Here is a 24,290-nt window from a genome sequence, read left to right on the forward strand (position 1 = left end):
GAAATAACCGGGCCGGCCCTGGAACGAATCTATGTGCTCATGCATTTGCATGCGTTACGTATAACTTTTGCAAATGCGTTTGTAACAATATCGGCGGATGTATGCGGATTTTCGTGACTGGCGCCACGGGTTTCATTGGGGCGCATTTCGTCGAGCGGGCGGTGGCGGAAGGCCATGAAGTCATCGGCCTGTATCGCAGCGACGGAGCCAAACATCGAGCGGTGATAGAGCGGTTACGCGCGCACGGCGCATCGCTGCGGCGAGGGGACGTCCTGAAGCCCGAGTCGTTTGCCGACATGGTGAAAGGCTCGGACAGCGTCTGCCACTTTGCCGCCGCGTTCCGCGAGTCCGGCGCCGACGAAAGTTATTTCAGGCGAATGAATGTCGAGGGCACGTCGAATGTGGCGCGCGCCGCGGCTGCGGCTGGAGTCAAACGCTTCGTCCAGTGCGGGACTGCCGGCATCTATGGCCAGCGCGTCGCCGGCACCATCGACGAGAGCACGCCGATCCGGCCCTGGAACAGTTACGAGCGCAGCAAGCTCGCTGCGGACGAGCAGGTGCGGGACATCGCGACCTCGGCTGGCATGGAGTACGTCATTCTCCGCCCCACGGCCGTCTACGGGCCGCGCGATGAGCGATTGTTGAAACTGTTCCGCTCAGTGCAGAAAGGACGGTTCCCGCTGTTCGGGCCGGGCGAGGGGCGGCGGCACATGATCTATGTGACCGATCTGGCCGATGCCTTCCTGCGGGCGTGCACGGCGCCGATGGCTGCGAATCAGGAATTGATCGTCGCCGGACCGAAGGCCGTGCCGCTGCGCGAAATGTTGGAAACAATTGCGCAGGCCGCGAACCGACCCGTGTTCGGTCCTCGCCTGCCGCTGAAGCCGATGCTGGCGCTGGCGGCCGTCGTCGAAGACACCTGCAAGGTGCTCAACATCAATCCGCCGATCTATCGCCGTCGGATGGATTTCTACTTGAACGATGCCGCGTTCGATTCGCGTCAGGCGCAAGCCGTGCTGGGCTGGCAGCCCAAGGTGGATCTCGCCGAGGGTTTTGCCGCAACGCTAAGCGCGTTGCGGCAAGAAAGAGGAAGCGCCGCCGTCAACGCGGTGGCGCAGGCTTTCGCATTCCTCACATTGATCACGATGTTCGCGACCGACCCTTGATCGCTACTGTTGAGGCAGCAGCGACTGATACACGATGCTCGCGAACTTCTCACGGAAGTCGGTGCCGTTCGGCATGAGCTGAATCATCAGCACGACGACCAGGCCCGAGGTGGGATCGACCCGATAATTGGTCCCGTACGCGCCGCCCCAGCCGAACGCGCCGGGCGCTTCCAGGCCGCTGGCGCCGAACCGTTCGACCGTTTCGAAGCCGAAGCCGAATCCCATATCGGGTTTGTTGTAGATGTCGCCGATTTGATTGGTGGTCATCAAGGCGACGCTGCGAGGTGAAAGAATGCGCGCGTTGCCAAGCGCGCCGCCATTGCGGAGCGCCTCGAGGAAGCGCGCATAGTCTGCGGCGGTCGAGAGCAGGCCGGCGCCGCCAGCGAAACTGCGGCGAGGTCCGTCCACATAATGGCCTTGTCCCTTGGCATCGTTTGCGGAGCGCGCGATCTTGCCATTCGTGCCCGTGCCGTACACGGCGGCCAGCCGGCTGCGCTGCTCCTTCGGCAAGAAGAAGTTCGTGTCCTTCATACCCAGCGGCTGAGTGATGTTCTTGCGCAGATATTCATCCAGCGCCATGCCCGAGGCGCGCTCGACGACACAGCCGAGAATGTCGGTGTTGTAGCCGTAGACCCAGGCTTCGCCCGGCTGCGCGACGAACGGCAGCGAGCCGAGTTTCTCCATGCTGGTGCAGATCGGCTCATTCTTATCGGCGGTGTACCAGCCCATGCCCGCGGCGGGTCCGAGGCCTTTCTCCTTGTAGAGCGCGGCGATTTCCGGGTTGGTGCCGTAAGAGATGCCGGCGGTGTGAGTCAACAGATCGCGCAGTGTGATGGGCCGCTTCGCGGGCACGGCGCTGCCGTTCACCATTACCGTGGTCCTGGCGAATTCGGGGATGTACTTGCTGACCGGATCGGTGACCACGAGCTTGCCCTGTTCCTGCAATTGCAGGACGGCGGCGCTGGTGAGCGCCTTGGTCTGGGAGGCGATCCGGAAGATGGTGTCGGTGCTCATGCGCGTGCCGGCTTCCTTGTCGGCCCAGCCGGCGGCGTGCTGGTACACGAGCTGGCCGTTCTGCAGGACCAGGGCGACCGCGCCGGCGATCAGGTTCTCGTCCACATACTGTTGCATCAACGTATCGATGCGGGCCAGGCGCTCTTTGGAGACGCTGGTGGCGGCGCTGACCTGCGAGCGTGCGCCGTTGAGCGCGTTCCAGCTTTCTGTTTGCGGGGTTTCCGCGAAGCTGGCGCTGCCGAGCAGGGCTGCCAGCAATGTTGTCGTTATCAGTCGCGTGCGCATCGAGGATCCTTGTTGCTGCCCGAAAATGAACGGACCGCAATGATCCTACTAATGCCATCTATAAAAAAAGGGCCACTCCTAAAAAAGAGCCACCGCCGCGAGCCCCGCGACGATGGCTTCCGGGAAAACGAAGATTGTCAGTGGCCCAAATTCGCGTTGGCGTCCGGGCCTGGATTCACCAGAGGTTTGCAGTCCGCACAGTTACCGGCGCGGCACCACCGCGATGTCGAACACGCCGCCAGTGATCGGCGCGGTCGAGCCCGGCAGCGGCGCCGGCTGGCCGCGCTTCACGACCACCTTCTGCGTTCTGCCCAGAGGCAGGTTCGGATCGATCTGCGTCAGATCGATGGAGAACAGCAGGCGCGTGGTCTGGCCGACCAGGAAGTTGTTGCCGTACGCATCGGTGTAGATGTCGAAATCGGTGGTCGGCGACATGTTCAGGGCATTGCCGTACTCATCGACGAACGAGCCGATGGTCTGCAACAGGCCCGCGCCGGTGTTGGAGCTGCCGGTGGCGTTCTTGCCGGAGATGGTGACCAGCGTGTCCAGGTCGTGATCGACCAGATAGAACAACGTCGCGGTCGCGCCGTTGAAGTTGTTGTTGTACGCGCCGCCGACGATCTCCGGATCCTTGCCGAAGTTCACGTCGCCCTGCGCATAAGTGAATTTGGTCTGGACCGCGGTTGTGTTCAGGTTGCCGCCGTTGGCGTCGTTCACGACCGCGATGTTCTGGTCGTTGCTGCCAGTGATGCGCAACGCGTTCAACACCGGGTTGAAATCGACCAACGCGCCGAAGCCGCCGCTGAAGCGCGGATTGACCTGGCTGACCTTGGTGCTCGCGCCGAAGTAACGCGACGTGAGATTGATGGTGTACAGGCCGCCGCGATCGGTCAGGCCGTACAGCTGACCGTCGGCGGGACGGAAGTCGATGCCGATCAGATTGCCGCCGTCGGAGACGTCGACGCGGCCGCCGCGCACATACGAAGTGGCGCCGGGCTTGAGGATGTACAGCGAGTTGTCGCTGGTCAGCGCATACAGGCTCGAGTTGGGCAACGTAACGCCTTTCGCGACGCCGCTCGTCGGCACGACGCTGGTTTGCGTTTGCGCGTTGACGATCGTTACGCCGAGCAGCGTGGTGGCGATCGCCACCGCGGCCCATGCCGCTGAAGTTCTCGTCGATCTCATGACTTCCGACCTCTGGTAAATAAGCGGAGCGGCGGTGCTCTCGATGCCAATATTCGGTAATGCAACAGAGATCGGATGCAGTGTTACGCCGATGTTATTGACAGCCTTCGTGTCCGAAGGTCATAAACGCGCTCCTCCCAAAGCGTTCAGTTTGTGAGCGCGACGTCAGCCTGCTGTCAGCTTCGAGTCATCGTGAGGTCAGTCGGATTCGTCAGTGTGGCTGCCTGGGGAAGAATCTTTTTTCGGAGGTCGTTGTGAGTTCAGTGTTCACGCGTCGGGAAGTTCTTCAAAGTGGCATGGCCGCGGGCGTCGGCTTTGCATTGAGCGGCGCCATCGCCGAGGCGGCGGACAGCTTGCCTGCGATCACCAAGCCGATTCCCTCGACCGGTGAGAAGCTGCCGGTGGTCGGCCTCGGCACCAATCAATACAGCGTCACCGCGCCGGAAGACATTGCCGCTCGACGCGAAGTGCTCGAGAACTTTCCCAAGCTCGGCGCGAAAGTGATCGACACCGCGCGCGGCTATGGCGAATCCGAAGTCGTCATCGGCAAGCTGCTCAAGGAACTGGGCAATCGCGATCAGATCTTCCTCGCGACCAAGACGCCGATTCGCGGCGAGCCCGCGAGCGGCGACGGCGAGCTGGAGCTCGCGTTCCAGCGACTGCAGACCGATCGCATCGACCTGCTGCAGATTCATAACTTCAACGCCATCGACGCGCTGTTTCCGAAGCTGCAGGAATGGAAACAAGCCAAGAAGGTGCGTTACATCGGCATCACGACGTCCACCGACGATCAGTATCCGCAGGTGATCGAGGCGCTCAACAGGCTGAAGCTCGACTTTCTGCAGGTCGACTATTCGATCGACAATCGCGGCTCGGAGGAGAAGATTCTGCCGCTCGCGAAAGAGAAGGGCGTGGCGGTGCTGACCAACGTGCCGCTTGGCGGCCGTCGCGGCAGCGTGCTGACCAAAGTCGCGGGCAAGCCGCTGCCGGCATGGGCGGCCGATTACGATGTGACCAGCTGGGCGCAGTTGTTCTTGAAGTACAACATCTCGCACCCGGCCGTGACCGCGGTGATCCCGGGCACGACCAAGATCACACACCTGAAGGACAATCAGCTCGCCGGTCGCGGGCGCCTGCCGGACGCCGCCGGTCGCAAGAAGATCGAAGAGCTGTGGGCTAGCGTTTCCGCCTGACCTTACTGCACGTGGGGCTGCAACCAGCGTAACAGCCCCCCGAGATCCATCGCGCCGGACTGCCGCGCGATCTCCCGGCCCTGTTTGAACACGATCAGGGTCGGGATGCCTCGAATCCCAAAGCGCGCCGACAGCGACGGCTCATCGTCCGAGTTGACCTTCGCGAAACGCGCCTTGGTCTGCAGGCGGCGGGTCGCTTCTTCGTAATGCGGCGCCATCATCTTGCAGGGGCCGCACCAGGGCGCCCAAAAATCCACGATCAGAGGCAGGCCGCTGCGGCTCAAGTGACGCTCGAACGCCGCGGCGGTCAGCTCCAGCGGATGCCCCTCGAATAGCCCGTGATGACATTTCGGACACTTCGGGCCCTGCTCGAGGCGGTCGGCGGGAATTCGCACAACGGAATCGCAGTGTCCGCACACCAGGTGGATGCCGGAGGCGGAGGCAGCGGTCGAGTCGCTCATGAGGTCGGTTACCGGATCGGGTCGGATTTCCCGGTTATGGGGACGACAAAAATCGCATACAAGCCCGCAACCGGGCCCGACTTCGAGCACAATACGCGTCTCCCCAGTTCTGAAGCATCCGCGTCTGGCCCGAGACGGGCGGCGCATGACCGACAGCGCATGAAAGATCTCACACAAGGCTCCATCGCCGGGCACCTGGTCTCGCTTGCGGTGCCGACGGCGGCGGGCATGCTGTTCCAGACCCTGTATTACTTCGTCGACCTGTACTTCGTGGCCGCGTTGGGCGACGCCGCCGTCGCGGGCGTGAGTGCCGCCGGCAACGTCATGTTCATCGTGCTGGCTCTCACGCAGGTGCTCGGCGTCGGTACGGTGGCGCTGATCTCGCACGCGGTGGGGCGCAAGGATCAGCAGGACGCCAATCTGGTGTTCAACCAGTCGCTGCTCATTGCCGCGCTGTGCGGTTTGATCGTGATCGTTGCCGGGTATCTCATGGCCGGACCGTACTTACAGGCGGTCGCCGCCGACGAAGCGACGATCGAGGCGGGCAAGGCCTACTTGTATTGGTTCTTCCCGGGACTGGCGCTGCAGTTCGCGCTCGTATCCATGTCCTCGGCATTGCGTGGCACGGGCATCGTCAAGCCGACCATGGTCGTGCAAGTCTTGACGGTGCTACTCAATACGGCGCTCGCTCCGGTGCTCATCGCCGGTTGGGGCACGGGCTACGCCATGGGCGTTGCCGGTGCGGGCCTGGCGAGCACGATTTCGATTGCGGCCGGCGTGGTGCTGTTGTCTGTTTATTTCGGGCGGCTGGAGAAGTACGTTTCTTTCCATCCCGAGCAATGGCAGCCGCGCGTCGCGGTATGGCGGCGCATGCTCAGCGTCGGTCTGCCGGCAGGCGGCGAGTTCGCGCTGATGTTTCTTTACACCGCGATCACCTATTGGGCGATTCGTGACTTCGGCGCGGCCGCTCAGGCCGGCTTCGGCATCGGCTCACGCATCATGCAAGGCATCTTCATGCCGGCCATGGCGATTGCGTTCGTGGTCGCGCCGATCGCCGGCCAGAACTACGGCGCCAAGCGCATGGAACGCGTGCGCGAGACGTTTCGTGTGGCCTCCGTGCAATGTGTGAGCGTCATGCTGGCAGTGATGGTGCTGTGTCAGTGGCGGCCGGAAGCGCTGGTGGCGTTCTTCTCGAAGGATCCCGAAGTCATTCGCGTCGGCGCGTTGTTCCTGCACCTGATCTCCTGGAATTTCGTGATGAGCGGGCTGATCTTCACCTGCTCGGGCTTGTTCCAGGCGCTGGGCAACACGGTGCCGGCACTGCTCAGCTCGGCCTCGCGATTGCTGGTGTACGCAGTGCCGCTGATGTGGCTCACGTCGCAGCCCGGCTACCAGATCGAGCACGTCTGGTATCTGTCGATCGTAGCGAGCGCCGTGCAGGCCGTGATCAGCGTGACTCTGCTCCGGAAGCAGATGCGTCTGCAGCTTGGCTTACCTGCGACGCAGCCGGCGTAACGCGCCAGATGCAGTTGCCCACGTCGTCGGCGACCAGCAGCGCACCATCGCGGCCGACCGCCACGCCAACCGGTCGGCCGCGGGCTTCACCCTTGGAGCCGATGAATCCGCCCAGCACCTCTTCGGGCATGCCGATCGGGCGGCCATTCGCGAAAGAAACAAAGATCACTTTGTAGCCGCTGCGCGGCTCGCGATTCCATGAGCCGTGCTGGCCGATGAAGGCGCCGTTGCGATATTTGTCCGGCAGCAGCTCGCCGTTGTAAAAGACCAGTCCCAACGCGGCCGTGTGCGAGCCGAGCGCGTAGTCCGGCACGATCGCCTTCTCGACCAGGTCGGGGCGCTGTTCCTCGACTCGCTCATCGACATTCTTGCCATAGTAGCTGTACGGCCAGCCGTAGAAGCCACCATCCTGAACCGACGTCAAATAATCGGGCACGAGGTTGTGACCGATCTCATCGCGCTCGTTCACGACGGTCCACAACACGCCGCTCTGCGGCTGCCAGTCCATGCCATTCGGATTGCGCAACCCGGATGCGAACACTCGCGTCTCGCCGGTAGCGCGATCGATCTCCCAGATCGCCGCGCGCTTCTGCTCCGCTTGAATGCCGTTCTCGGCGACATTGCTGTTCGAGCCGACCGTGGCGTACAACTTGTCGCCCTGCGGACTCGCGATCAGATTCTTGGTCCAGTGATGATTCAACGGGCCGCCGGGCAGATCGACGAACTTCATTCCTTTCTGTTTGATCTCGGTGAGGCCCGGCTCATAGTTGAATTGCACGATCGCGTCGGTGTTCGCAACATAGAAATTTGTCCCCACCAGCGCCATGCCGAACGGCGAGTTCAAGCCTTCGATGAACTTCGTGCGCACCTCCGGTTTGCCATCGCTGTTGGCGTCACGGAGCAACGTAATGCGATTGGCGCTGGGCACTTTCGCGCCCGCCTTCTTCATCGCCTTGCCTTGGAAATATGCCTTGATGCCTTTGCTATCTTCCGGCCGCTCGGGCGCATTGGTCTCCGCAACGAGCACATCGCCATTCGGCAGCACATACAACCACCGAGGATGATCGAGCTCGCACGCGAACCGAGACACGGCCAGTCCCTTCGCCGGCGTCGGCGCCTGGTCGGCCGCCCATGGCTTTGCTTCAGCAACGTTCACCGTGGGAATGAGAGATTTGTCCGGCGCGGGAAGTTCGGGGTTTGCGCCGTAGCCTTGATCCTGCGTCATCTGGGTTGTGACTTCGGCGGCATGTGTCGCAGCGGCGGTGGCGACCAGGGAGGCCGTGAATGATGTGATCGCGATTTTTGTAGGAGTGCGCATGACAAGGTCCCAGAGGAAGGGAGTTGTATGCGGAAGGGCTGGGGTGGGGGAGGAGTTCCGGGCGGGCGCGCGGCGTCGGCCCGACGTACTTTTCTGTCGTTCCTCACTCGCTCTCTAAATGGTCCGACAGTGTCAGGAACGCATCGCCCAGGCCGTTCAGGTCGAGCTGGAGTCGATATACTCGAACCTCGCCTCCACCCAGCTCGGCATAGGGATAGATGCGAGGGCCATGCTCGACGGAGGCAACGGACTCTCCTTCCTGCTCGGCATCAGCGTCGGGATCCGGGCTTTCGTACCATGGTGGCGTCAGCTCGTCGTTCATGTCGTAGAAGTCTTCGTCGAGACTGACCTTCGCCCACGGGAAGAGGGCTTGCGCAACACCGCTGATGCTGTGCCCGCTGAAGTACGTGAGCGCGTGGTTGGAGTGCTGCTCGTCGCTCCGGTCGTCAATGAATACCTTGATGGAGGTGCGCCCGACTGATCTGGTCACCCAGTCCTGCAGCTCCACGGAAACCTTGTTGCCAGCCTTGATGTGCCGCATGAGAGGCAGATCGATCGTGAGTTTCCTCAGGCGCTGCTGCCCTGGCGTTCCTTCGAACACTTTTTTCAGGGCGGCTTTTGTGGCCCGCCCGAGGCTGTTCCGCCTGGGGATGCGGATGCTCCATCCGTTCCTGGTGTGCTTGACTGCATCGGCGGTAACTTGTGCCCAAAGGGTTTCACCGCATTTGGGCAAGTGCACTATCAGAATTACTGGAAGCGCATGACCCAGCCAATAGTCCAGGTGTGTCGTATCGCCGTGATATACGTAGCCGCCTTTGGGGCACCTGGAGCGAGTGGCGTCGGTTTTTATTTGCAGCGCTATGAGCTTGCCCGTGGGATCGCCATGAGCGGAGAGCTCGATATGTGCGTCGATGCCGAAGTCCACGATCGGCTGCTCGCGAAAAATCCAGCCTAGTTCCTTGAGGACGATCCCATCTACGGCATTGACGCCGATGCGTTCGGTAGGAGCGTAACGTTCTTTCTTTCGACCCATTCGACATCATCCTCGTGCCATCCGCCAGCCTCGACGGCGCGCCACCGATAAGTGAATGCGGCTGACCGTTGCGGCCGCTATTTCCTCACCCGCCCCGACGATTTCTGCTTCTCCACATCTTCAACAATCCTGCAGGCGAGATCGATGGAGCTGCGCAGGCTGTCCAGATTGCCGACGTAAGCCTGCACCGCTTCGTTTGCCCGTTTTCGTAACACCGCCGAGCGAATCAGGTCATGCTTCGCCAGGGTCATCACGTCTTCACGGTCCTGACTGCTGAAGCGACCTATCTTACTGATCGCCAGATCCAGGGCGGACAACAAACGGACGTCCAGAACTCCGGCATCGATGCCCTTCAGGGTCAGCGACACCGAGTCGTCTCGCGCGTCCTCGTGCATCAGTGCGAACGTATCGTTGTATTGTCGATCGAAGTACAACAATCGCGCGCTGCCGTCTGCGTCGCGATACGTCACTTCGAGGTCTTCGGGCAGGGCGATGCGATGAGAGAAGGCGGCGTCGATATCCTTGGAAGTTCGCGAGCCCGTGTAGAAGTGCATGGCGGCGCCGCCGGCAACATACATCTTGATGGGAAGTGCACGCTTTGGAAGCGCGCTCAGTGGCTGGGCGATGCGTGAGACGAGTTCGCTGAAGGCGGCCACGTATTCCGGTCGCGCGGACGGGCTAGGCCGCATGTTTCATCTCCGCTGCAAGCATGGGCAGAAAGCGCGAGGGGCGCACTGGGCTGCGCTTCAGCCACTGTTCGAACACGACGGGTTCGCTTGCGCCGGGGTGCAGTGACTCCGCGAGCGAAAGCAGGCCGCGGCGGTCGAGTTCGGGCACGCTCGCCAGCATCACCGCGAGGCCCGCCATGAAGAAGCGTGGGCCGAGATCGGTCCAGCGTTGCAGATCGAGCGTTTGCGAGGCGCAAAGATCGAGCAGGCGTTCTTCGTAGTCGCGATGGACTTGCAGTGGAACATGCCCATCGGGCGAGCATTCGGGCCAATCGGCGCTTACGACCGCGATGCGCGCGCCGACTGCGGCTGCCAGACCATCCAGGGTTGCAAAATCACAGGAGTCGCGACGACGCAGCCGGGAGAGCGTTTCCTTGCGCAAGCCGGCGCGGGCGGCCCATTCTGTGTCGCTCAACTTACGCGCGCGTGCCGAGCGGGCGAGCGAGCCCAGGATCTCCGGCAGGGCTGGTGTTGACTTTTTCATCAACATAGCATTTCATGAGTTGATCAAAAGATCAACGACGACGCCCTTGCCAGGGGTCATACGGCCGAAGGAAGCGAAGAATGCGAAAGAGCTGCATCGTGCTGTTCTGCGTAGTCGCTGGCGCAATCGCTTCCTGCGCGTCTGAACCGGATGATTCGGCTGTGAGGCCACGATCCGCCGAGACGGTTTCGTTGGAGGAACCGGTCATTCGAGCGGAAGTGCTGCCAGTCGCCGCAGGCACCGTCGTTGATCTTGTCCGGGGGACCGCCTATGTAACTCGCGATCATCGAGAGGCCATCGAGATCCTTGGCGCACTGGCTCTCGAGCAGGATGATCTTCTGCAGATTTACCCTGACTCAGCCGTGCGTCTCCGTTCTCCCGAGGGCAAGGCGATCGAGCTTCGACGCGATCACGGGGAGTGGTTTCGGTTCTCCATGCGCGAAAAGTGATGCGGGCTGCGCCCAGCGACCCCCTGTATCATGCCCGGCATGCCGGACCCCATCCAATCGATCAGCGAACTGTTGAATAACCTCTCCGCCCAAGCGGATGTCGAAGAGAGCGCGGAGTGGTACCTCCGAAGTTACCTGGTCGACTACAAGCGCACGCTGTTGCGAAAGTGGTCGAGCCAGGAGATCGAATTCGCGACGGACGCGTTGATGCGCTTCTGCTCACAAGCGCTGGACACGAACGGCGCGCTGTATCGAGAGTGCGCTGAGATCGCAGAGGAAGGGGCGAAGATGGGAGCCCAGCTCAAGGCGGCGGGCCGCTGACGCGTGACATGCCCACGGCGGCTCCAGTTAGAATGCACGCCGCAACCAACATCTGATCCCGCGGAGTCCCCATGCCAGTTTACCGCTACGGCGAACGCATCCCTTCCGTCCACGACAGCGTGTTCGTCGCTCCTAATGCCAGTGTCATCGGCAGCGTCGTGCTATCGGAAAACGTAAGCGTGTGGTTCGGAGCCACGATCCGAGGCGACAACGACGTCATCACATTGGGTAAGAACTCCAATGTGCAGGAAGGCGCGGTACTCCACACGGACCCTGGTATCCAACTAAACGTCGGCGAGAACGTCACGATCGGGCATCAGGCGATGTTGCATGGATGCACGATCGGCGACGGCTCGTTGATTGGCATTCAGGCGGTCGTGCTCAATGGCGCGGTCATTGGCAAGGGGTGTCTGGTCGGCGCCGGCGCGGTGGTCACCGAGAAGAAGGTGTTTCCCGACCGCTCATTGATTCTCGGCGCGCCCGCACGAGTGGCGCGGCAGCTGACCGACGAAGACGTGGAGAACCTGATGAAAGCCGCCCAGGGTTATGCCGAGCGGCGAGCGCAGTTCCTCGCCAATCTCAAGGAGATTTGACGCCGCGGGTCGCGAGTTGATGGCGAAGGTGTGAGCGCACCGTCGGCCATTCGCTGGCGATGATGCTGTACACGCAGGTGTCTCGTAGCGTGCCGTCGCTCGAACGACGATGGCTGCGCAGCACGCCGTCGAGCTTCGCCCCGAGCCGTTCGATGGCGCGGCGGCTTTGATGATTGAAGAAGTGCGTACGGAACTCGACGGCGATGCAGTTGAGATTCTCGAACGCATGCGTCAACAGCATCAGCTTGCATTCGGTATTGATCGCCGTGCGCTGGACTTGCTTGCGATACCAGGTGCTGCCGATTTCAACACGGCGAGCTTCGGCGTCGATGTTCATGTAAGTCGTCATGCCGACCGCCTTGCCCGTGTCCGAGGCGACGATCGCGAACGGCAGCATCGTTCCCTTGCGCTGCTGCTCGAGGCGCTTGTCGATTTCCGACTTCATCTGCTCGGGCGAGGGGATGAAGGTGTACCACAGCTTCCACAGCTCGCCGTCTTGCACGGCTTCGACGAACTCATCGTGCCGGGCCAGGCTCAGCGGCTCGAGAAAGGCATGATCGCCATGTAGGGAAATCGGATCCGGCCAGGGCATAGCAGCGCCATCTGTTTATGAATGAATGCAGCTAGCTTAGCGCAAACGCGTCAGCTGGCGTGCAGCAGGCCGGCGGCGGGGGCGAGAATGCTATTGAGCGGCCGGGGTTTGCCGATGGCGTAGCCCTGGCCGTATTGGACTTCCAGCTCGATCAGGCGCATGCAGATCTCGGGCGTCTCGACGTACTCGGCGATCGTTTCCATGCCCATGGCGCCGGCCAGCTGGGCGATGGCGCCGACCAGCGCTTGCGAGCGTTCGTTATGCAGCAGGTCGCGGATGAACGAGCCGTCGATCTTCAACGAAGAGAACTGCAGGTTCTTCAGGTGCGTGAGCGAGCTCAGGCCGGTGCCGAAATCGTCGAGTGCGAATCGGCAGCCGCGGGCGCCGAGTGTGCTCATCAACAGCTGAGCGTGTTCCATGTTGTTGACTGCAGAGGTTTCGGTCAGCTCGAAAGTGAGGCATTCGCCGGTCACGCCGTGCTCGTCCATCTGCAGTTGCACCCAGTCGAGGAAGGCATCGTCGCCGAGCGTCGGGCCGGACAGGTTGATGGAAACATGCAGCGGCCTGAAGCCAGGTCGTGCACTGGCGCCGCGCAGATGTTTGAACACATCGGCGATGACGTAGCGGTCGATCTGGGGCATCAACTGATACCGCGCAGCCGACGACATGAAAGACCCCGGCAGTACCAGGCGGCCTTTCTCGTCGATGATCCGCAGCAGCATCTCGTAACGGTGCACCGAGTCGCGCGTCAGCAGGGAGGCGATCGGCTGGCCGAAGATCTGATACCGGCCTTCCTCGAGGGCGCTGCGCAGCCGGCCGACGATGGAAATGTCCTCGCGTCGACGAATGATGCTGGTGTCCGAAACTTCATAGACCTCGACCCGATTGCGGCCGCGCTCCTTGGCGGCTTTGCAGGCGACTTCGGCGCCGGCGAGGGAGTGGTCGAAGCTGCGCTCGCCGATCGTCAACACCGCTGCGCCAAAGCAGATCGACAGCGGGATCGAGTCGTCGCCAACAACGAGCGAGCGGGCCTGCACGGCTTCGCGAAGTCGCGTCGCGATCTTCTGCGCTCGAGGCAGAGGACAGTCGGGAAGAAAGATGGTGAAGCGATCGCCCGACAGGCGGCTCAACACCGCGTCTTCGGATGCAAGCGCTGCGGCTAGAGCATTCGCGACGACTGCGATGGCGCGGTCGCCCGCTTCGAAGCCGAACATGTCGTTCACGACGTGCAGCCGATCGATGTCGCCGTAGAGCACGCTGGAATTGGCGCGTTCGCCGAGCGCCTTCAAGCGCCAATCGACGAGCTTTTCGATGCCGGCACGCGCGATCAATCCAGTGACCGGGTCAGCGGGTAGCGACAACAACCGTGCGAGCTGACGGCTCAGCTGCGCCCCTTTCTTGAGATCGCCCTGCTCGAAGGAGTCTTCCGTGGCGAGGCGATACATCATCACGGCGCCCGCCAGTTCGCCGGACGACCCGAACACCGGCGCGACCAGGAAGCGTCCGATCATCGGCCCGCCATTCTCGTAGCGGACGCGGTTGCGAATCACCGGGCTGTTGGTCTCGCGGATCTGGGCCAGGAAAGTATCGGCAATCCCGCGCAGCATCTCTTCCACTTCACGCGCGTCGTCGCTGCGGCAATGGAAATGGAAGTCATCGCGCGAGGGCGAAGTGAAGCCGACCGCATGGCAGCCGATGCGTCGCTGCGCTTCGATCAAAAACTGACGGATGGTGCTGGCTGCCGAGTCCATAGACGGATCCAGGGGAGGCAGCAAATGTAAGGTGGCGGCTGACTGCGCGGTGAGAAGCCGTTCGCAAACGACTCAGCAGGCCGCGGGGAATCGTGTCATGCGGCGCAACGGCCGCGGCCTGCACGGCGGGCGGTGTGACTTGCATCACACGCCCGCCGCTTAGGGGAAAGCATCAATCGCGGATGAAGATCGTCGCCGGCTGCTCGAGCTTTTCTTTCAGCGCCTGAATGGTCTCGGCGGCGTCGTAGCCGTCGATGAAGCGGTGATCGAACGAGGAGGACAGGTTCATCATCAACCGGACCGCGACCTCGCCATTGACGATGACGGGGCGTTCGACCGCCTTGTTGATGCCGACGATGGCAACTTCGGGCGCGTTGATGATGGGCGTCGAGACGATGCCACCGAGCTTGCCGAGGCTGGTGATCGTGATCGTCGAGCCCTGCAGCTCGTTGCGGCTCGCGGTTCCTTCGCGCGCCGCGTTGGTGACGCGGCGGATCTCGGCCGCAATCTCCTTCAGCGACAGCGATTCGGCATGCTTCACGACCGGCACCTTCAGACCATCGCTGGTCTGAGTGGCAACGCCGATGTGCACGCCGTCGTGACGGATGAGCACGTTGCGTTCGGCGTCATAACGCGAGTTCACCTTCGGGAACTGCTCGACGACCCGCACCAGCGCCATCGCCAGGAACGGCAGATAGGTGTAGGAGGGCGAGCCCTTCGGCTGCTGCGAGTTCAGATGTTTGCGCAGCCGCTCCAACTCCGTCATGTCGACTTCTTCGACATACGCGAAGTGCGGAATGTTTCTCTTCGAATCGGCCACGCGCTGCGCGCTCACGCGACGCACGCCGAGAATGCGGATCTCTTCCGTGCCGGTACGCACCTGGCGCCCGCTCGGGGTGGATGCGGGAGCGGGCGCTTTGCCGGCTTGTCGATCATTGATCGCCGCGTCGAGATCCTGGCGCTGGATGCGGCCGTCGCGGCCGCTGCCGCTGACGGTCGTGAGATCGATGCCAGCGAGCTTCGCGCGTGCGCGCGTCGCAGGCGATGCCATCACTCGGCCGCCTGACGCTTTGGCCGTTGCAGGCTGAGCGACGCCGTTGCTCGCGGCGGCGGCGCTGGAAGCGTTCGCCGGCGCTGCGGCCTGAGCCGGAGCCGCGGCGGGCGCGCTTTCAACGGCCGCCGAGGCGTCCGTTTCCAGCACGTAAAGTTCGCCACCGACCGCGATCTGATCGCCAGGCTGCCCGCCGAGCGAAACTACTTTGCCGCCAACCGGCGCGGGAAGCTCGACCACGGCCTTGTCGGTCGACATCTCCACTATGGGCTGGTCTTCGCCGACGACATCGCCGACTTTGACCTTCCACGCCACGACCTCGGAAGACACCGTGCCTTCGCCGAGATCCGGCAGTTTCACCACATGACGGCTCATGACGCCTCCATCGTTGCTTTAATGGCGGCAATGACGCGCGCCTGGCCAGGGAAATATTCCCACTCGAACGCGTGCGGATAGGGCGTGTCCCAGCCCGCGACGCGCAGGACCGGCGCTTCCAGGTGCCAGAAACATTCTTCCTGAACGGTCGACAGGATCTCGGCGCCGAAGCCGGCAAAGCGCGTTGCCTCATGCGCGACGATGCAGCGGCCGGTCTTCTTCACCGAGTTGACGATGGTTTCGACATCCAGCGGCACGATCGAGCGCAGGTCGATCACCTCGGCATCGACGCCGGCTTTTTCGGCGGCGGCGAGACAGACGTGCACCATCGTGCCGTAGGTGATGATGGTGAGCTTGCTGCCCGGGCGAACGATATCGGCGACGCCGAGCTCGACGCGATAATGGCCTTCCGGCACATCGCCGCGAGCATGCGAGTTCCAACCCACCGCCGGCTTGTTCGGATCGCCATCGAACGGGCCGTTATACAGTCGCTTGGGCTCGAGGAAGATCACCGGATCGTCTTCTTCGATGGAGGCGATCAACAAGCCTTTGGCGTCGTAAGGATTGGACGGCATCACGACCTTCAGGCCCGACACATGCGCGAACAGCGCTTCCGGGCTCTGCGAGTGAGTCTGGCCGCCGCGAATGCCGCCGCCGCAAGGCGTGCGGATCGTCACCGGCGCGCAGAAGTCGCCGCCACTGCGATAACGAATGCGCGCGAGCTCGCTGACGATCTGGTCGTAGGCCGGATAGATGTAATCGGCGAACTGAATTTCCGCGACCGGACGCAGCCCGTTGATGCTCATGCCGATGGCCGTGGCGACGATGCCGCCCTCGGCGATCGGCGAGTCGAGCACGCGATGCTCGCCGTACTTGCGTTGCAGGCCTTCGGTGGCACGGAACACACCGCCGAAGTAGCCCACGTCCTCGCCCATCAACACGACGCCCGGATCGCGCGCCATCATCACATCCATGGCGGAGTTGAGCGCCTGGATCATATTCATCTGAGTCATTTCTGCGCGCGCTCCTTCAATTCCTGCGCCAGCTGCATGCGCTGGCGGGCCAGGTTGGGCGTTTGTTCTTTGAACACGTCCTGGAACATGGTTTCAGGATCGAGCTGCGGGCCGTCGGTGAGCGTGCCGTAGGTGTTGGCCTCTTTCCACGCCTGGTTGACGTGCTCTTCGTATTCTTTCGCGAGCGCCTGTTCCTGTTCGTCGGACCACGCGCCGAGCGTCCGCAGATGGCCCTGCAAGCGCTCGATCGGATCGCCGAGCGGCCAGCTCTTCTCTTCGTCCTTCGGGCGATAGCGCGACGGATCGTCGCTGGTCGAGTGGGGCGCGGCACGGTAGGTGACGAGCTCGATCAATGTCGGGCCGGCGCCAGTGCGCGCACGCTCGGCAGCCCACTGAGTTACAGCGTAAACGGCGAGAAAATCGTTGCCGTCGACGCGAATGCCCGGCATGCCGTAGCCGGGGCCGCGCGAGGCGAACGAGCGGCCCTCACCGCCAGCAAACGTTTGGAACGTCGAGATAGCCCACTGATTGTTCACGACGTTGAGGATGACGGGCGCTTTATAGATTTGCGCGAACAGCAACGCGTAGTGGAAGTCGGCTTCGGCCGTGCTGCCATCGCCGAGCCAGGTCGAGCAGATGCGGTCCTCGCCTTTGATGGCCGCGGCCATGGCCCAGCCCACTGCCTGTGGGAACTGGGTGGCGAGATTGCCCGAGATTGAAAACAGATTGCTTTCGGCGGAGTGATACATCACGGGCAGCTGGCGGCCTTTGCACATGTCGCGGCTGTTGGACAGCAGCTGGCACATCAGATCGACGATCTTCAGGCCGCGCGCTATGTGCAGGCCCTGATTGCGATACGCAGGAAACATCATGTCGCTGGGCTTCAGCGCCATGTTGGCGGCCACCGAGACGGCTTCTTCACCGGTGGACTTCATGTAGAAAGTGATCTTGCCGCCGCGCTGGGCGCGATGCATCCGGTCATCGAAGGCGCGCGTCAGCATCATGTGACGCAGGCCGAGCTCGAGATCGGCCGCAGCGAGATGCGGATTCCAGGGGCCGACGGCGCGGCCTTTGTCATCGAGCACGCGGACCATTTCGCGGGACAGAAATTCGGTCTCGTTCAACGGCGCGTTCGGATCGGGCCGGGCGGCAGCGCCTGCCGGAGAAACCGCGACATAACTGAAATCCGGTTTCTCGCCGGGACGAGCCGGCGGTCTCGGAACGTGCAAACGGGATCGCATCATCGGGCCTCCGCAAGCAGCTGACGGGCCATCTCGTCCGCCAGCTCGCTGGTGGGACGATTGGTCGCGCTGGAACGCGTAAAAATTTCGGTGAGTCGAACTGGAATCCGGTGAATCTCGGCGAGGATGGACTCGGCCGTCGCGCCGCCCAGATATTCACGGCCGACGCTGACGATGCCACCCGCATTGATCACATAGTCGGGGGCGTACAGCACGCCAGCCGAATGCAGTCGCGCGCCGTCCTGCGCCGTCGCGAGCTGATTGTTCGCTGCGCCGGCAACGATGGACGCTTGCAGTTTCGAGATGCTGTTGGCGTCGAAGACCGCGCCCAATGCGCAGGGCGCGATCACATCGGCGCGCTCGAACAGAACCCCGTCCGGGCTGGATACAACGGCGCCGAATTGTGTCGCGGCCTTCTGAGTCACGGCTTCGCGAACATCGGCGACGCGCAGCTTCGCGCCGTCCGCGGCGAGCAGCTTGCACAGCTCGTAACCCACGCCGCCGAGGCCTTGCACTGCAATGGTCAAGCCGCGCAGTTCGTCCTTCTTCAGTCTGAATTTCACCGCTGCCTTGATGCCGAGGTACACACCGAGCGCCGTCTTCGGGCTGGGATTGCCGTCGGAAGTCACTGCGGTCCGCGGCAATCCGCTCACGTAACGCGTCTGGCCGGCGACGATTTCCATATCGGCGACCGACGCGCCGACATCCTCGGCGGTGATGTATTGACCCTGCAGCGAATCGACGAACCGGCCGAAGGCTTCGAGCATGGCCGGCGTCTTCGGCCGGTGGGTGTCCAACATTACGACCGCTTTACCGCCGCCGAGCGGCAGGCCTGCCATCGCGTTCTTGTAGCTCATGCCACGCGACAGGCGCAGGGCATCGGCGACGGCGTCCTGCGTGGAGTTGTAGTGCCAGAAGCGGCAGCCGCCGGCGGCCGGGCCTCTGGCGGAGGAGTGGACAGCCACGATGGCGTGTAAGCCGGTGGCGGCGTCGTGCGCGAAGACCACGCGCTCGTGCCGGTCGAACGAAGGATGGTCGAACATTGCTGGTCGGAAGTTCGCTGGAGTTATGGTGGTAGCGAAGCGGGTGCTGGTCCGCTCCGCCTGTCCCGGAGCATATTGCGCTACAATACCGAGTGTTTGGCAGTAGAGTCTGCCAAACGAGCGAGCCAGAATAGGAGGAATTACTAGATCGCCATGAGCAGCAATCCGCCAAGCCGTGAACTGGATCGCGTCGACCGACAGCTTTTGTCGCTATTGCAGGCCGACGGGCGGCTGACCGTCGCGGAGCTCGCACGCACCGTGAATCTAACGCTGACCCCTTGTATCGAGCGTGTGCGCCGCCTGGAGCGTGAAGGATTCATCGACGGCTATTACGCGCACCTGAACTCGAAGCGCCTCGGGCAGAGCATGCTGGCGTTCACCGAAGTCACGCTCGATCACGCCACTCAGGACGTGTTTCAGCGCTTCAAGGAAGCCGTGCAGCTGGTGGAGGAGATTGTCGAGTGCCACATGGTGGCCGGCGGCTTCGACTATCTGATCAAGACGCGCGTGCAGGACATGGATGAGTATCGGCGCGTGCTCGGCGACAAGATCGTCAACGTGCGCGGCGTCCGTCACACGCAAACGTACTTCGTGCTGGAAGAAGTGAAGTCGACGCACGCGGTTCGAGTGCGTGTCAGCGACGCTGGCCGGGCGGGAGCAGCGGCGCCCAAGCGCCGACGCGCCCGATCCTGAGTGAAAGAGAAGACCCTCGCCCGGCCCCATCGCTGCGGAGGAGGAGCTGCCGCGCCAGGGGGAACCGGGCGCGGTGACCTGCTGACTCTCGCCGCTACATAGGCTTCATCCATGCGAGCGAGGGTCTCTCTAAGGCGAGAGATCGTTGCGGATGTCGGTTTGAGCCCCCGGGCGTGCCACCAGGGCATTGCGCGGAGCGTGCCGTCGACGTGAAAAATAGGGGGGGATGGGCGCAGGATAGGCGCAATGCCAACCGGAGCTGCTGCCCATGACTCGAGCCGATTCGCCTGATCTGCATGCGTTGGAGGATGCGAGCCGGGCCCTGCGCGGACTGTTGGGAGTGGTGATCGCGGTCGAGCGCAAGTTCGGCAGTCAGCAATCGCCGTTGGCCCTGTTGCGTCAGATCATGGGGGATCCCCAATGGGAATGGCTGCGGCCGCTGTATCAGTTGATCGCCGACGTCGATCACGCCCTGCACGAGGGCGACCTGCCCGTGTCCGAAATCGCAGCCATCGGCGCCCATGCGGTCGCGCTGCTGTCGGGAGTCGGGGCGCCGGTCGAGCAGGCCTTCCTGGAGCGCTATCGCGCGCTGTTACAAACCGATCCCGAAGTGGCCATCGCGCACTCCACCGCCTTGCAGGCGATTCGCAAATTGCCGCCGGAAGCCGATAGCGAAGCGGAGCGTCTGCATGCCCGTCACCAATGGGCCATGCGTTGCAAGCATCGCCGGCACGGCCAATAGAAACTGAAGTCTCGTTCATCATTCCAGGGCCGTGTTGCAAACGGCCCGGGGCGGCAGCTAACTTTTGCGCAAGCGCAGTGGGTGATCGGCGACAGGCGCGCGAACCTTCCTATGGCGGCAGGGTTGCCGAAAGTTCGCCGCCCGACGACTGGCATTGCAAGGCCGATAATCGGTCGAATGGACCTTGGCGCAGCCTCGCCGGAGGCAGTGCTATCAGGTTTCCGCTGTCATGGGCAGTGTCTGCTGGTGGAGGCACTTTTCAAGCAGTCAGCCCTAGTGCAATGTGTCCCCCCCGGAATCGATACGCGGGATTACAAAAAGTCCGGGATGAAACGTTGCTTTGGTTTTTGCACGGAAGTAAGCGCTAACTACTATGTCCAGCCGTCTGGAGAACGCTCTGATGCTGCTCGGGCTGGAGTCAGCCGACGATCCTGCCACGTTATGGCAAAACTATACGGATCGTCTGGCGGTTCTCCAGCACAAGCTCATCAACGCTGAGACTCCGGCAGCCCAGGAATCGGCCCAACAGGATCTGGCCCGACTGGTCGCCGCCTATCAGACTGCGCGCAGCGCCACCGAGCCTGCGACCCGCCAGGTCAATCGCGAAGCCGTCACCATGATGCGTATGGATGACGTCGGCGAGCAGGAAACTCAGGTTCATCAGGGCTCGAACGTCGTCATCGGCCCGGGCGTCGTGCTCCAGGGGCGTTATGAGATTCAGGCAGTGCTCGGCGACGGCGGCATGGGTCGTGTGTTCGCGGCTCGGGATCGTCTGAAGGACGAAGAAGTCGCGATCAAGGTGCTGCGCAACGAGTTGCTGTCGAGCAATGCCGCTCGCACTCGTTTCCTTGCCGAAGCGAAGGTTTCCTGCAAGCTCGCTCATCCGAACATCGTTCGCGTGTTCGACGTGGGCGTGGCCAGCGGCCGATATTTCTTCACGATGGAGCGCCTGCGCGGCGTGAGCTTGCGTCGTCGCATGCAGGCGCAGCTCGCAACCGGCAAGCCGTTCCCGGTCGAGGAAGCGACCGCGATCGGCGAGCAGTTGCTCGAAGCGCTGCGTCACGCGCATCGTTTCATCGTTCATCGCGATCTCAAGCCCGAGAACGTCTGGATCGACAGCAGCGGCGTCGTGAAGCTCATGGACTTCGGCATCGCGCGGGCCTATCAGAACAACGAGCTGACCCGCACCGGCATGAACCTGGGCACCGCCTACTACATGGCGCCCGAACAGCACGCCGATGCGAAGGAAGTCGACTGGCGTGCCGACCAATACGCGTTCGGCGTGCTCATGTATGAATTGTTGACGGGTCGCGTGCCGATGGGCGCCGTGCAGCCGATCGAGCGGGTCCGTCGCGACATTCCGCGCCAGATCGCTCGCGCCATCATGCGTGCGATGTCACCGCGGCCGGATGCTCGCTTCGAATCGCTGCGTGAATTGCAGAGTCGCATCGTCGCGCGCCGCGAAGACGACGCTGCCGGCGCGATCTTCAACGCCTTCGGTCGCTCGATCGCGTTGGGCACGATTGCCGGTGCGCTGTTCGCTTACTTCGACAGCCTGAGCATCGGGCGCATTCATGAATGGATGTATCCCTCCGGCATCGCCGTCGGCATAGGCACGGCGTTGATGGTGGAGTTCTGCGAGACGTTTTTCCGCTCGCGTTACCGCAGCCACGTCATCGCGGCGTTCATCGCGACCGTGATGTGGATCGGCCTGGTGCTGGTCGTCGCGCAAAAGTTGTCCGGCCTCAGCAACGGCCTGGTGATGATGTTGTGCGGCTCGGTATGGGCCAGCAGCATGGACTACGTGACGCGTCGCTGGCGGATTGCCGCCGGCAGGTTCAGATTCGAGGTCTCGTTCATAGGCGCCGTGTTCGGCACGCTGCTTGGATTGGCGCTGCTGGTGCAGGCCGATCACGTCACCGATCGCAATTATCTGTACAGCGCGCTCAGCGGCATCCTGCCGGGCATGATCATCGCGATGGCGTCGCTGCGCCGTCGCCTGTGGCGCAAGACGGATTCGCCGTTCTCGCGAGTGTTATCGCTCGCACGCGATTGACGCTGTTACGCCGTCACGCCGGCCGTTCGATACAGAGCGGCCGCCAATCTCTGCGCCACGTCGGCGCCCAGATAACGAATCCTGATTCCCGCCGTCATCGCGCTGGCGCCGGCGGTGTCGACGTAGATGCTCGCCATGCGGCTGCGTCGATCGAAGGGCGTCGCTTCGATGCTCAAGGTCTGCACTCGATTGCGCGGCACGATGGAGAGCCGGCGATTCAGCCAGCCACATCGAAACAGCACGGCGTCGCGCGCCAGCGCCCAGCGAGTGTTCTTCACGTACAAATGGGCATGCATCCAGGCCAGGGGAATGCAGCCGAGCACGATGACGATCGCGCCTGCATGCAGATACCAGATGGCCGGCGCAGTCAAAATCAAAACTGACCACAGCAACGCTTTGCGAAAGATGCGGCCTCGCGCGCCGGGCGCCAATGGTTGCCAGTTGGGTTCGGCGCTCAGATCCAGCATGGGCAAAGCGGCGGCGATGAGTTCGGGGGCGGCGTCTGCTGGGCAAACGGGAGCGAGCCATCGCGTCTTGTTGCGTGAACTATCGCCGCTGCCCTCGCCAACGCCGCTGTCGCCGGCGAGGTCGACATTCAGCGACACACGTTTGAACCAGCGATGCAGCAGCGATTCGTTCTGATGGACGGCTTGAATTCGCCGCGTTCGCAAGGTCAGGGCGACGCGCGTGAACAGCCCATAACGGACGCGTAGATCGCCGGCGACGTGCGTCAATCTGAAATCGTAGAACGTGACGATCGCCAGTATCACCGACAGGATGCGCACGGCGACGATGGCGCCCAGTATCGTGAGAATGCCCAGCCCGATTTGCATCACCAGGCCGAGTGCGGCGAGTCCGGCCGCGGATGGGGAATGCAGCACGCGATCGAACAGCTCTTCGTTGATGACGAACACGCCTGCTTCGTGCAACACGCCGAAGGCCGCCACGACCAGTATCATTCCGCGATTGTCGATCAGGCCGTGACGCACGAGCTCGCCGATGCCCAGGTGGAGCAGGGTGTCTTCAGCGGGCGCCGCAACTGTCTGCTCGGCGGGCCTGGCTTCCGAGAAAACTCGGTCGCGCATGTCTTGTACGGCGGCCAGGTCGAGCACGCTGATCAGCGCTTCCGGCTTGCCGCCCGTGGATGTCTGCACGCGCACTTCGGCGACGCCGAGCAGGCGATGTAACAAGCGACGTTCCGTGTCGATGTTTTCGATGCGTGCGTACTCGATGTAACGCGTGTTGAGGAAGATCATGCCTTCGCGAACGACCAGGCCCGTCGGGCTGAAGCCATAGCGGAACGTGAGCTGGACCCACACGGCGCGAATTGCGACGAACGCGACGATGGCGGGCACGATCCAGGGACCGAACGGCCCCGGCGTGTCGTCTCGCACGTTGAAGAAGAGCAGGGCGATCAGCGGCAGGACCATTTGTTTGATCGCGTTGCTCAGGCCGAACACCCATGACAGCGAGTGCAGCCGAAGCGTCGGCTGAAAGTTGCCGTCAGACGCCACTGCCGGCTCCTTCGGCGAGCAGCGCATCGCGCAGAGCGATGGCGTCCTCGTGCCGCAATCCAGGCAGCTCGATCATCGTGTGCCTGCTGCCCGCCGTGTACATCTTCAAGGTGCCAATGTCGTAACGGCGTTCGAGCGGGCCTTGCGAGACATCGGTGTGTTGAATGCGAACGCGCGGGAGCGCAATCCGCGACCGCCAGATCACGCCTCTTTCGATCGCGATGCCCGTCTCGTCAACACCGAAGCGCAAGTGCCGATACGAAAGCGCCGGCCACCACCACGTGAGGAAGCCGCCGCAGAGGATTACCAGCGCCGGCGCGAGCGGCCAGAGCCAGGGTATTGAGGGGCCGAATGCGAACGTGGGAACCGCGACAATGAAAGTGGCGATGGCTGCCTGCCAGCGCCAGACGCCGATAACCGCCGAGTCGACGTGTGAGAGCTGCAACGGCGTCATCCTGCCTGCGGAAGATGAGC

Annotated in this window: 24 protein-coding genes; 9 read left to right on the forward strand and 15 right to left on the reverse strand. The window is 62.7% G+C overall.

The annotated features are described in order from the left end of the window. The first annotated feature begins 113 nt into the window (after positions 1–113). Positions 114–1,166 carry an NAD-dependent epimerase/dehydratase family protein gene (locus tag GYH35_RS27080; protein WP_161830038.1) on the forward strand — a complete coding sequence of 351 codons (1,053 nt, stop codon included), beginning with the start codon at positions 114–116 and terminating at the stop codon, positions 1,164–1,166. Between the two features lie 3 nt (positions 1,167–1,169). Here GYH35_RS27080 and GYH35_RS27085 read toward each other — a convergent pair whose 3' ends face one another. Next, positions 1,170–2,465: a serine hydrolase domain-containing protein gene (locus tag GYH35_RS27085; RefSeq protein WP_161813338.1), complete on the reverse strand. Its 1,296-nt coding sequence runs from the start codon at positions 2,463–2,465 to the stop codon at positions 1,170–1,172. Between the two features lie 201 nt (positions 2,466–2,666). Further along, a complete protein-coding gene (locus GYH35_RS27090; protein WP_161813339.1) occupies positions 2,667–3,650 on the reverse strand; it encodes a DUF4394 domain-containing protein in 984 nt (327 codons plus the stop codon). A 254-nt stretch (positions 3,651–3,904) separates the two neighbouring features. Between GYH35_RS27090 and GYH35_RS27095 the strand changes: the two genes are divergently transcribed. Further along, positions 3,905–4,843 carry an aldo/keto reductase gene (locus GYH35_RS27095; protein ID WP_161813340.1) on the forward strand — a complete coding sequence of 313 codons (939 nt, stop codon included), beginning with the start codon at positions 3,905–3,907 and terminating at the stop codon, positions 4,841–4,843. A 2-nt stretch (positions 4,844–4,845) separates the two neighbouring features. Here the strand turns inward: GYH35_RS27095 and trxC are convergent, their stop codons facing one another. After that, complete coding sequence (trxC, locus tag GYH35_RS27100) at positions 4,846–5,304, reverse strand: thioredoxin TrxC (RefSeq protein WP_161830039.1); 459 nt, start codon at positions 5,302–5,304, stop codon at positions 4,846–4,848. 159 nt (positions 5,305–5,463) lie between these two features. On the opposite strand from trxC, the gene GYH35_RS27105 reads away from it, so the two are divergent. After that, positions 5,464–6,819, forward strand: coding sequence for an MATE family efflux transporter (locus tag GYH35_RS27105; protein ID WP_161830040.1), 1,356 nt, complete (start codon positions 5,464–5,466; stop codon positions 6,817–6,819). Here the strand turns inward: GYH35_RS27105 and GYH35_RS27110 are convergent. The 4 genes from GYH35_RS27110 to GYH35_RS27125 form a co-directional block, all read right to left on the reverse strand. Next, complete coding sequence (locus GYH35_RS27110) at positions 6,752–8,137, reverse strand: PQQ-dependent sugar dehydrogenase (protein ID WP_161830041.1); 1,386 nt, start codon at positions 8,135–8,137, stop codon at positions 6,752–6,754. The two genes, GYH35_RS27105 and GYH35_RS27110, sit on opposite strands and share 68 nt — an antisense overlap. Positions 8,138–8,240: 103 nt before the next feature. Continuing rightward, complete coding sequence (locus GYH35_RS27115) at positions 8,241–9,170, reverse strand: DUF4365 domain-containing protein (RefSeq protein WP_161830042.1); 930 nt, start codon at positions 9,168–9,170, stop codon at positions 8,241–8,243. Positions 9,171–9,247: 77 nt separating this feature from the next. Further along, positions 9,248–9,859 (reverse strand): DUF6036 family nucleotidyltransferase, encoded by a 612-nt coding sequence (locus GYH35_RS27120; protein ID WP_161813345.1) that lies wholly within the window; start codon positions 9,857–9,859, stop codon positions 9,248–9,250. Then, on the reverse strand, positions 9,849–10,382 hold the full coding sequence (locus GYH35_RS27125; RefSeq protein WP_161830043.1) for a hypothetical protein: 534 nt from the start codon (positions 10,380–10,382) through the stop codon (positions 9,849–9,851). Before GYH35_RS27125 ends, GYH35_RS27120 begins: the two co-directional genes overlap by 11 nt. Before the next feature lie 80 nt (positions 10,383–10,462). Here GYH35_RS27125 and GYH35_RS27130 point away from each other — a divergent pair, with 80 nt between their 5' ends. The 3 genes from GYH35_RS27130 to GYH35_RS27140 all read left to right on the forward strand — a co-directional run bounded on the left by GYH35_RS27130 (position 10,463) and on the right by GYH35_RS27140 (position 11,745). Beyond that, positions 10,463–10,831 carry a hypothetical protein gene (locus tag GYH35_RS27130; protein ID WP_161830044.1) on the forward strand — a complete coding sequence of 123 codons (369 nt, stop codon included), beginning with the start codon at positions 10,463–10,465 and terminating at the stop codon, positions 10,829–10,831. A gap of 39 nt (positions 10,832–10,870) precedes the next feature. Further along, positions 10,871–11,152, forward strand: coding sequence for a hypothetical protein (locus tag GYH35_RS27135; RefSeq protein ID WP_161813348.1), 282 nt, complete (start codon positions 10,871–10,873; stop codon positions 11,150–11,152). 71 nt (positions 11,153–11,223) lie between these two features. Continuing rightward, positions 11,224–11,745: a gamma carbonic anhydrase family protein gene (locus GYH35_RS27140; protein ID WP_161813349.1), complete on the forward strand. Its 522-nt coding sequence runs from the start codon at positions 11,224–11,226 to the stop codon at positions 11,743–11,745. On the opposite strand, the gene GYH35_RS27145 is transcribed toward GYH35_RS27140, so the two are convergent. The 6 genes from GYH35_RS27145 to GYH35_RS27170 form a co-directional block, all read right to left on the reverse strand. After that, the gene (locus GYH35_RS27145; protein ID WP_161830045.1) at positions 11,732–12,337 is read right to left on the reverse strand and encodes a GNAT family N-acetyltransferase; all 606 of its coding nucleotides are present in this window, start codon (positions 12,335–12,337) and stop codon (positions 11,732–11,734) included. The genes GYH35_RS27140 and GYH35_RS27145 overlap by 14 nt on opposite strands. A 50-nt stretch (positions 12,338–12,387) precedes the next feature. After that, complete coding sequence (locus GYH35_RS27150; protein WP_161830046.1) at positions 12,388–14,088, reverse strand: EAL domain-containing protein; 1,701 nt, start codon at positions 14,086–14,088, stop codon at positions 12,388–12,390. Positions 14,089–14,260: 172 nt separating this feature from the next. Further along, positions 14,261–15,514 (reverse strand): dihydrolipoamide acetyltransferase family protein, encoded by a 1,254-nt coding sequence (locus GYH35_RS27155; RefSeq protein ID WP_161830047.1) that lies wholly within the window; start codon positions 15,512–15,514, stop codon positions 14,261–14,263. After that, positions 15,511–16,527: an alpha-ketoacid dehydrogenase subunit beta gene (locus tag GYH35_RS27160; protein ID WP_161813353.1), complete on the reverse strand. Its 1,017-nt coding sequence runs from the start codon at positions 16,525–16,527 to the stop codon at positions 15,511–15,513. Before GYH35_RS27160 ends, GYH35_RS27155 begins: the two co-directional genes overlap by 4 nt. After that, the gene (locus tag GYH35_RS27165; protein WP_161813354.1) at positions 16,524–17,771 is read right to left on the reverse strand and encodes a thiamine pyrophosphate-dependent enzyme; all 1,248 of its coding nucleotides are present in this window, start codon (positions 17,769–17,771) and stop codon (positions 16,524–16,526) included. The genes GYH35_RS27160 and GYH35_RS27165 overlap by 4 nt, the downstream gene beginning before the upstream one ends. Beyond that, a complete protein-coding gene (locus tag GYH35_RS27170; RefSeq protein WP_161830048.1) occupies positions 17,768–18,811 on the reverse strand; it encodes a Leu/Phe/Val dehydrogenase in 1,044 nt (347 codons plus the stop codon). The genes GYH35_RS27165 and GYH35_RS27170 overlap by 4 nt, the downstream gene beginning before the upstream one ends. A gap of 153 nt (positions 18,812–18,964) precedes the next feature. Here GYH35_RS27170 and GYH35_RS27175 point away from each other — a divergent pair, with 153 nt between their 5' ends. From GYH35_RS27175 to GYH35_RS27185, 3 genes are all read left to right on the forward strand, one after another. Further along, positions 18,965–19,504 carry an Lrp/AsnC ligand binding domain-containing protein gene (locus GYH35_RS27175; protein WP_129642550.1) on the forward strand — a complete coding sequence of 180 codons (540 nt, stop codon included), beginning with the start codon at positions 18,965–18,967 and terminating at the stop codon, positions 19,502–19,504. Positions 19,505–19,772: 268 nt separating this feature from the next. After that, positions 19,773–20,246, forward strand: a complete 474-nt coding sequence (locus GYH35_RS27180) for a hypothetical protein (protein WP_161830049.1) — start codon at positions 19,773–19,775, stop codon at positions 20,244–20,246. Positions 20,247–20,619: 373 nt separating this feature from the next. Beyond that, positions 20,620–22,302: a serine/threonine-protein kinase gene (locus GYH35_RS27185; RefSeq protein WP_161813357.1), complete on the forward strand. Its 1,683-nt coding sequence runs from the start codon at positions 20,620–20,622 to the stop codon at positions 22,300–22,302. A 5-nt stretch (positions 22,303–22,307) separates the two neighbouring features. On the opposite strand, the gene GYH35_RS27190 is transcribed toward GYH35_RS27185, so the two are convergent. Then, a complete protein-coding gene (locus tag GYH35_RS27190) occupies positions 22,308–23,816 on the reverse strand; it encodes a PH domain-containing protein (protein ID WP_161830050.1) in 1,509 nt (502 codons plus the stop codon). Then, on the reverse strand, positions 23,806–24,261 hold the full coding sequence (locus GYH35_RS27195; RefSeq protein WP_161813359.1) for a PH domain-containing protein: 456 nt from the start codon (positions 24,259–24,261) through the stop codon (positions 23,806–23,808). Before GYH35_RS27195 ends, GYH35_RS27190 begins: the two co-directional genes overlap by 11 nt. Between the last annotated feature and the right edge of the window lie 29 nt (positions 24,262–24,290).

Source organism: Steroidobacter agaridevorans (assembly GCF_009932555.1).
Lineage (GTDB): Bacteria > Pseudomonadota > Gammaproteobacteria > Steroidobacterales > Steroidobacteraceae > Steroidobacter > Steroidobacter agaridevorans.

Coding starts and splice junctions, on each gene's coding strand:
- GYH35_RS27150 (WP_161830046.1), bottom strand. CDS start 14,088: ATGGACTCGGCAGCCAGCACCATCCGTCAGTTTTTGATCGAAGCGCAG.
- GYH35_RS27120 (WP_161813345.1), bottom strand. CDS start 9,859: ATGCGGCCTAGCCCGTCCGCGCGACCGGAATACGTGGCCGCCTTCAGC.
- GYH35_RS27145 (WP_161830045.1), bottom strand. CDS start 12,337: ATGCCCTGGCCGGATCCGATTTCCCTACATGGCGATCATGCCTTTCTC.
- GYH35_RS27115 (WP_161830042.1), bottom strand. CDS start 9,170: ATGGGTCGAAAGAAAGAACGTTACGCTCCTACCGAACGCATCGGCGTC.
- GYH35_RS27140 (WP_161813349.1), top strand. CDS start 11,224: ATGCCAGTTTACCGCTACGGCGAACGCATCCCTTCCGTCCACGACAGC.
- GYH35_RS27180 (WP_161830049.1), top strand. CDS start 19,773: ATGACTCGAGCCGATTCGCCTGATCTGCATGCGTTGGAGGATGCGAGC.
- GYH35_RS27175 (WP_129642550.1), top strand. CDS start 18,965: ATGAGCAGCAATCCGCCAAGCCGTGAACTGGATCGCGTCGACCGACAG.
- GYH35_RS27125 (WP_161830043.1), bottom strand. CDS start 10,382: ATGAAAAAGTCAACACCAGCCCTGCCGGAGATCCTGGGCTCGCTCGCC.
- GYH35_RS27160 (WP_161813353.1), bottom strand. CDS start 16,527: ATGACTCAGATGAATATGATCCAGGCGCTCAACTCCGCCATGGATGTG.
- GYH35_RS27185 (WP_161813357.1), top strand. CDS start 20,620: ATGTCCAGCCGTCTGGAGAACGCTCTGATGCTGCTCGGGCTGGAGTCA.
- GYH35_RS27170 (WP_161830048.1), bottom strand. CDS start 18,811: ATGTTCGACCATCCTTCGTTCGACCGGCACGAGCGCGTGGTCTTCGCG.
- GYH35_RS27155 (WP_161830047.1), bottom strand. CDS start 15,514: ATGAGCCGTCATGTGGTGAAACTGCCGGATCTCGGCGAAGGCACGGTG.
- GYH35_RS27090 (WP_161813339.1), bottom strand. CDS start 3,650: ATGAGATCGACGAGAACTTCAGCGGCATGGGCCGCGGTGGCGATCGCC.
- GYH35_RS27135 (WP_161813348.1), top strand. CDS start 10,871: ATGCCGGACCCCATCCAATCGATCAGCGAACTGTTGAATAACCTCTCC.
- GYH35_RS27130 (WP_161830044.1), top strand. CDS start 10,463: ATGCGAAAGAGCTGCATCGTGCTGTTCTGCGTAGTCGCTGGCGCAATC.
- GYH35_RS27110 (WP_161830041.1), bottom strand. CDS start 8,137: ATGCGCACTCCTACAAAAATCGCGATCACATCATTCACGGCCTCCCTG.
- GYH35_RS27085 (WP_161813338.1), bottom strand. CDS start 2,465: ATGCGCACGCGACTGATAACGACAACATTGCTGGCAGCCCTGCTCGGC.
- trxC (WP_161830039.1), bottom strand. CDS start 5,304: ATGAGCGACTCGACCGCTGCCTCCGCCTCCGGCATCCACCTGGTGTGC.
- GYH35_RS27105 (WP_161830040.1), top strand. CDS start 5,464: ATGAAAGATCTCACACAAGGCTCCATCGCCGGGCACCTGGTCTCGCTT.
- GYH35_RS27165 (WP_161813354.1), bottom strand. CDS start 17,771: ATGATGCGATCCCGTTTGCACGTTCCGAGACCGCCGGCTCGTCCCGGC.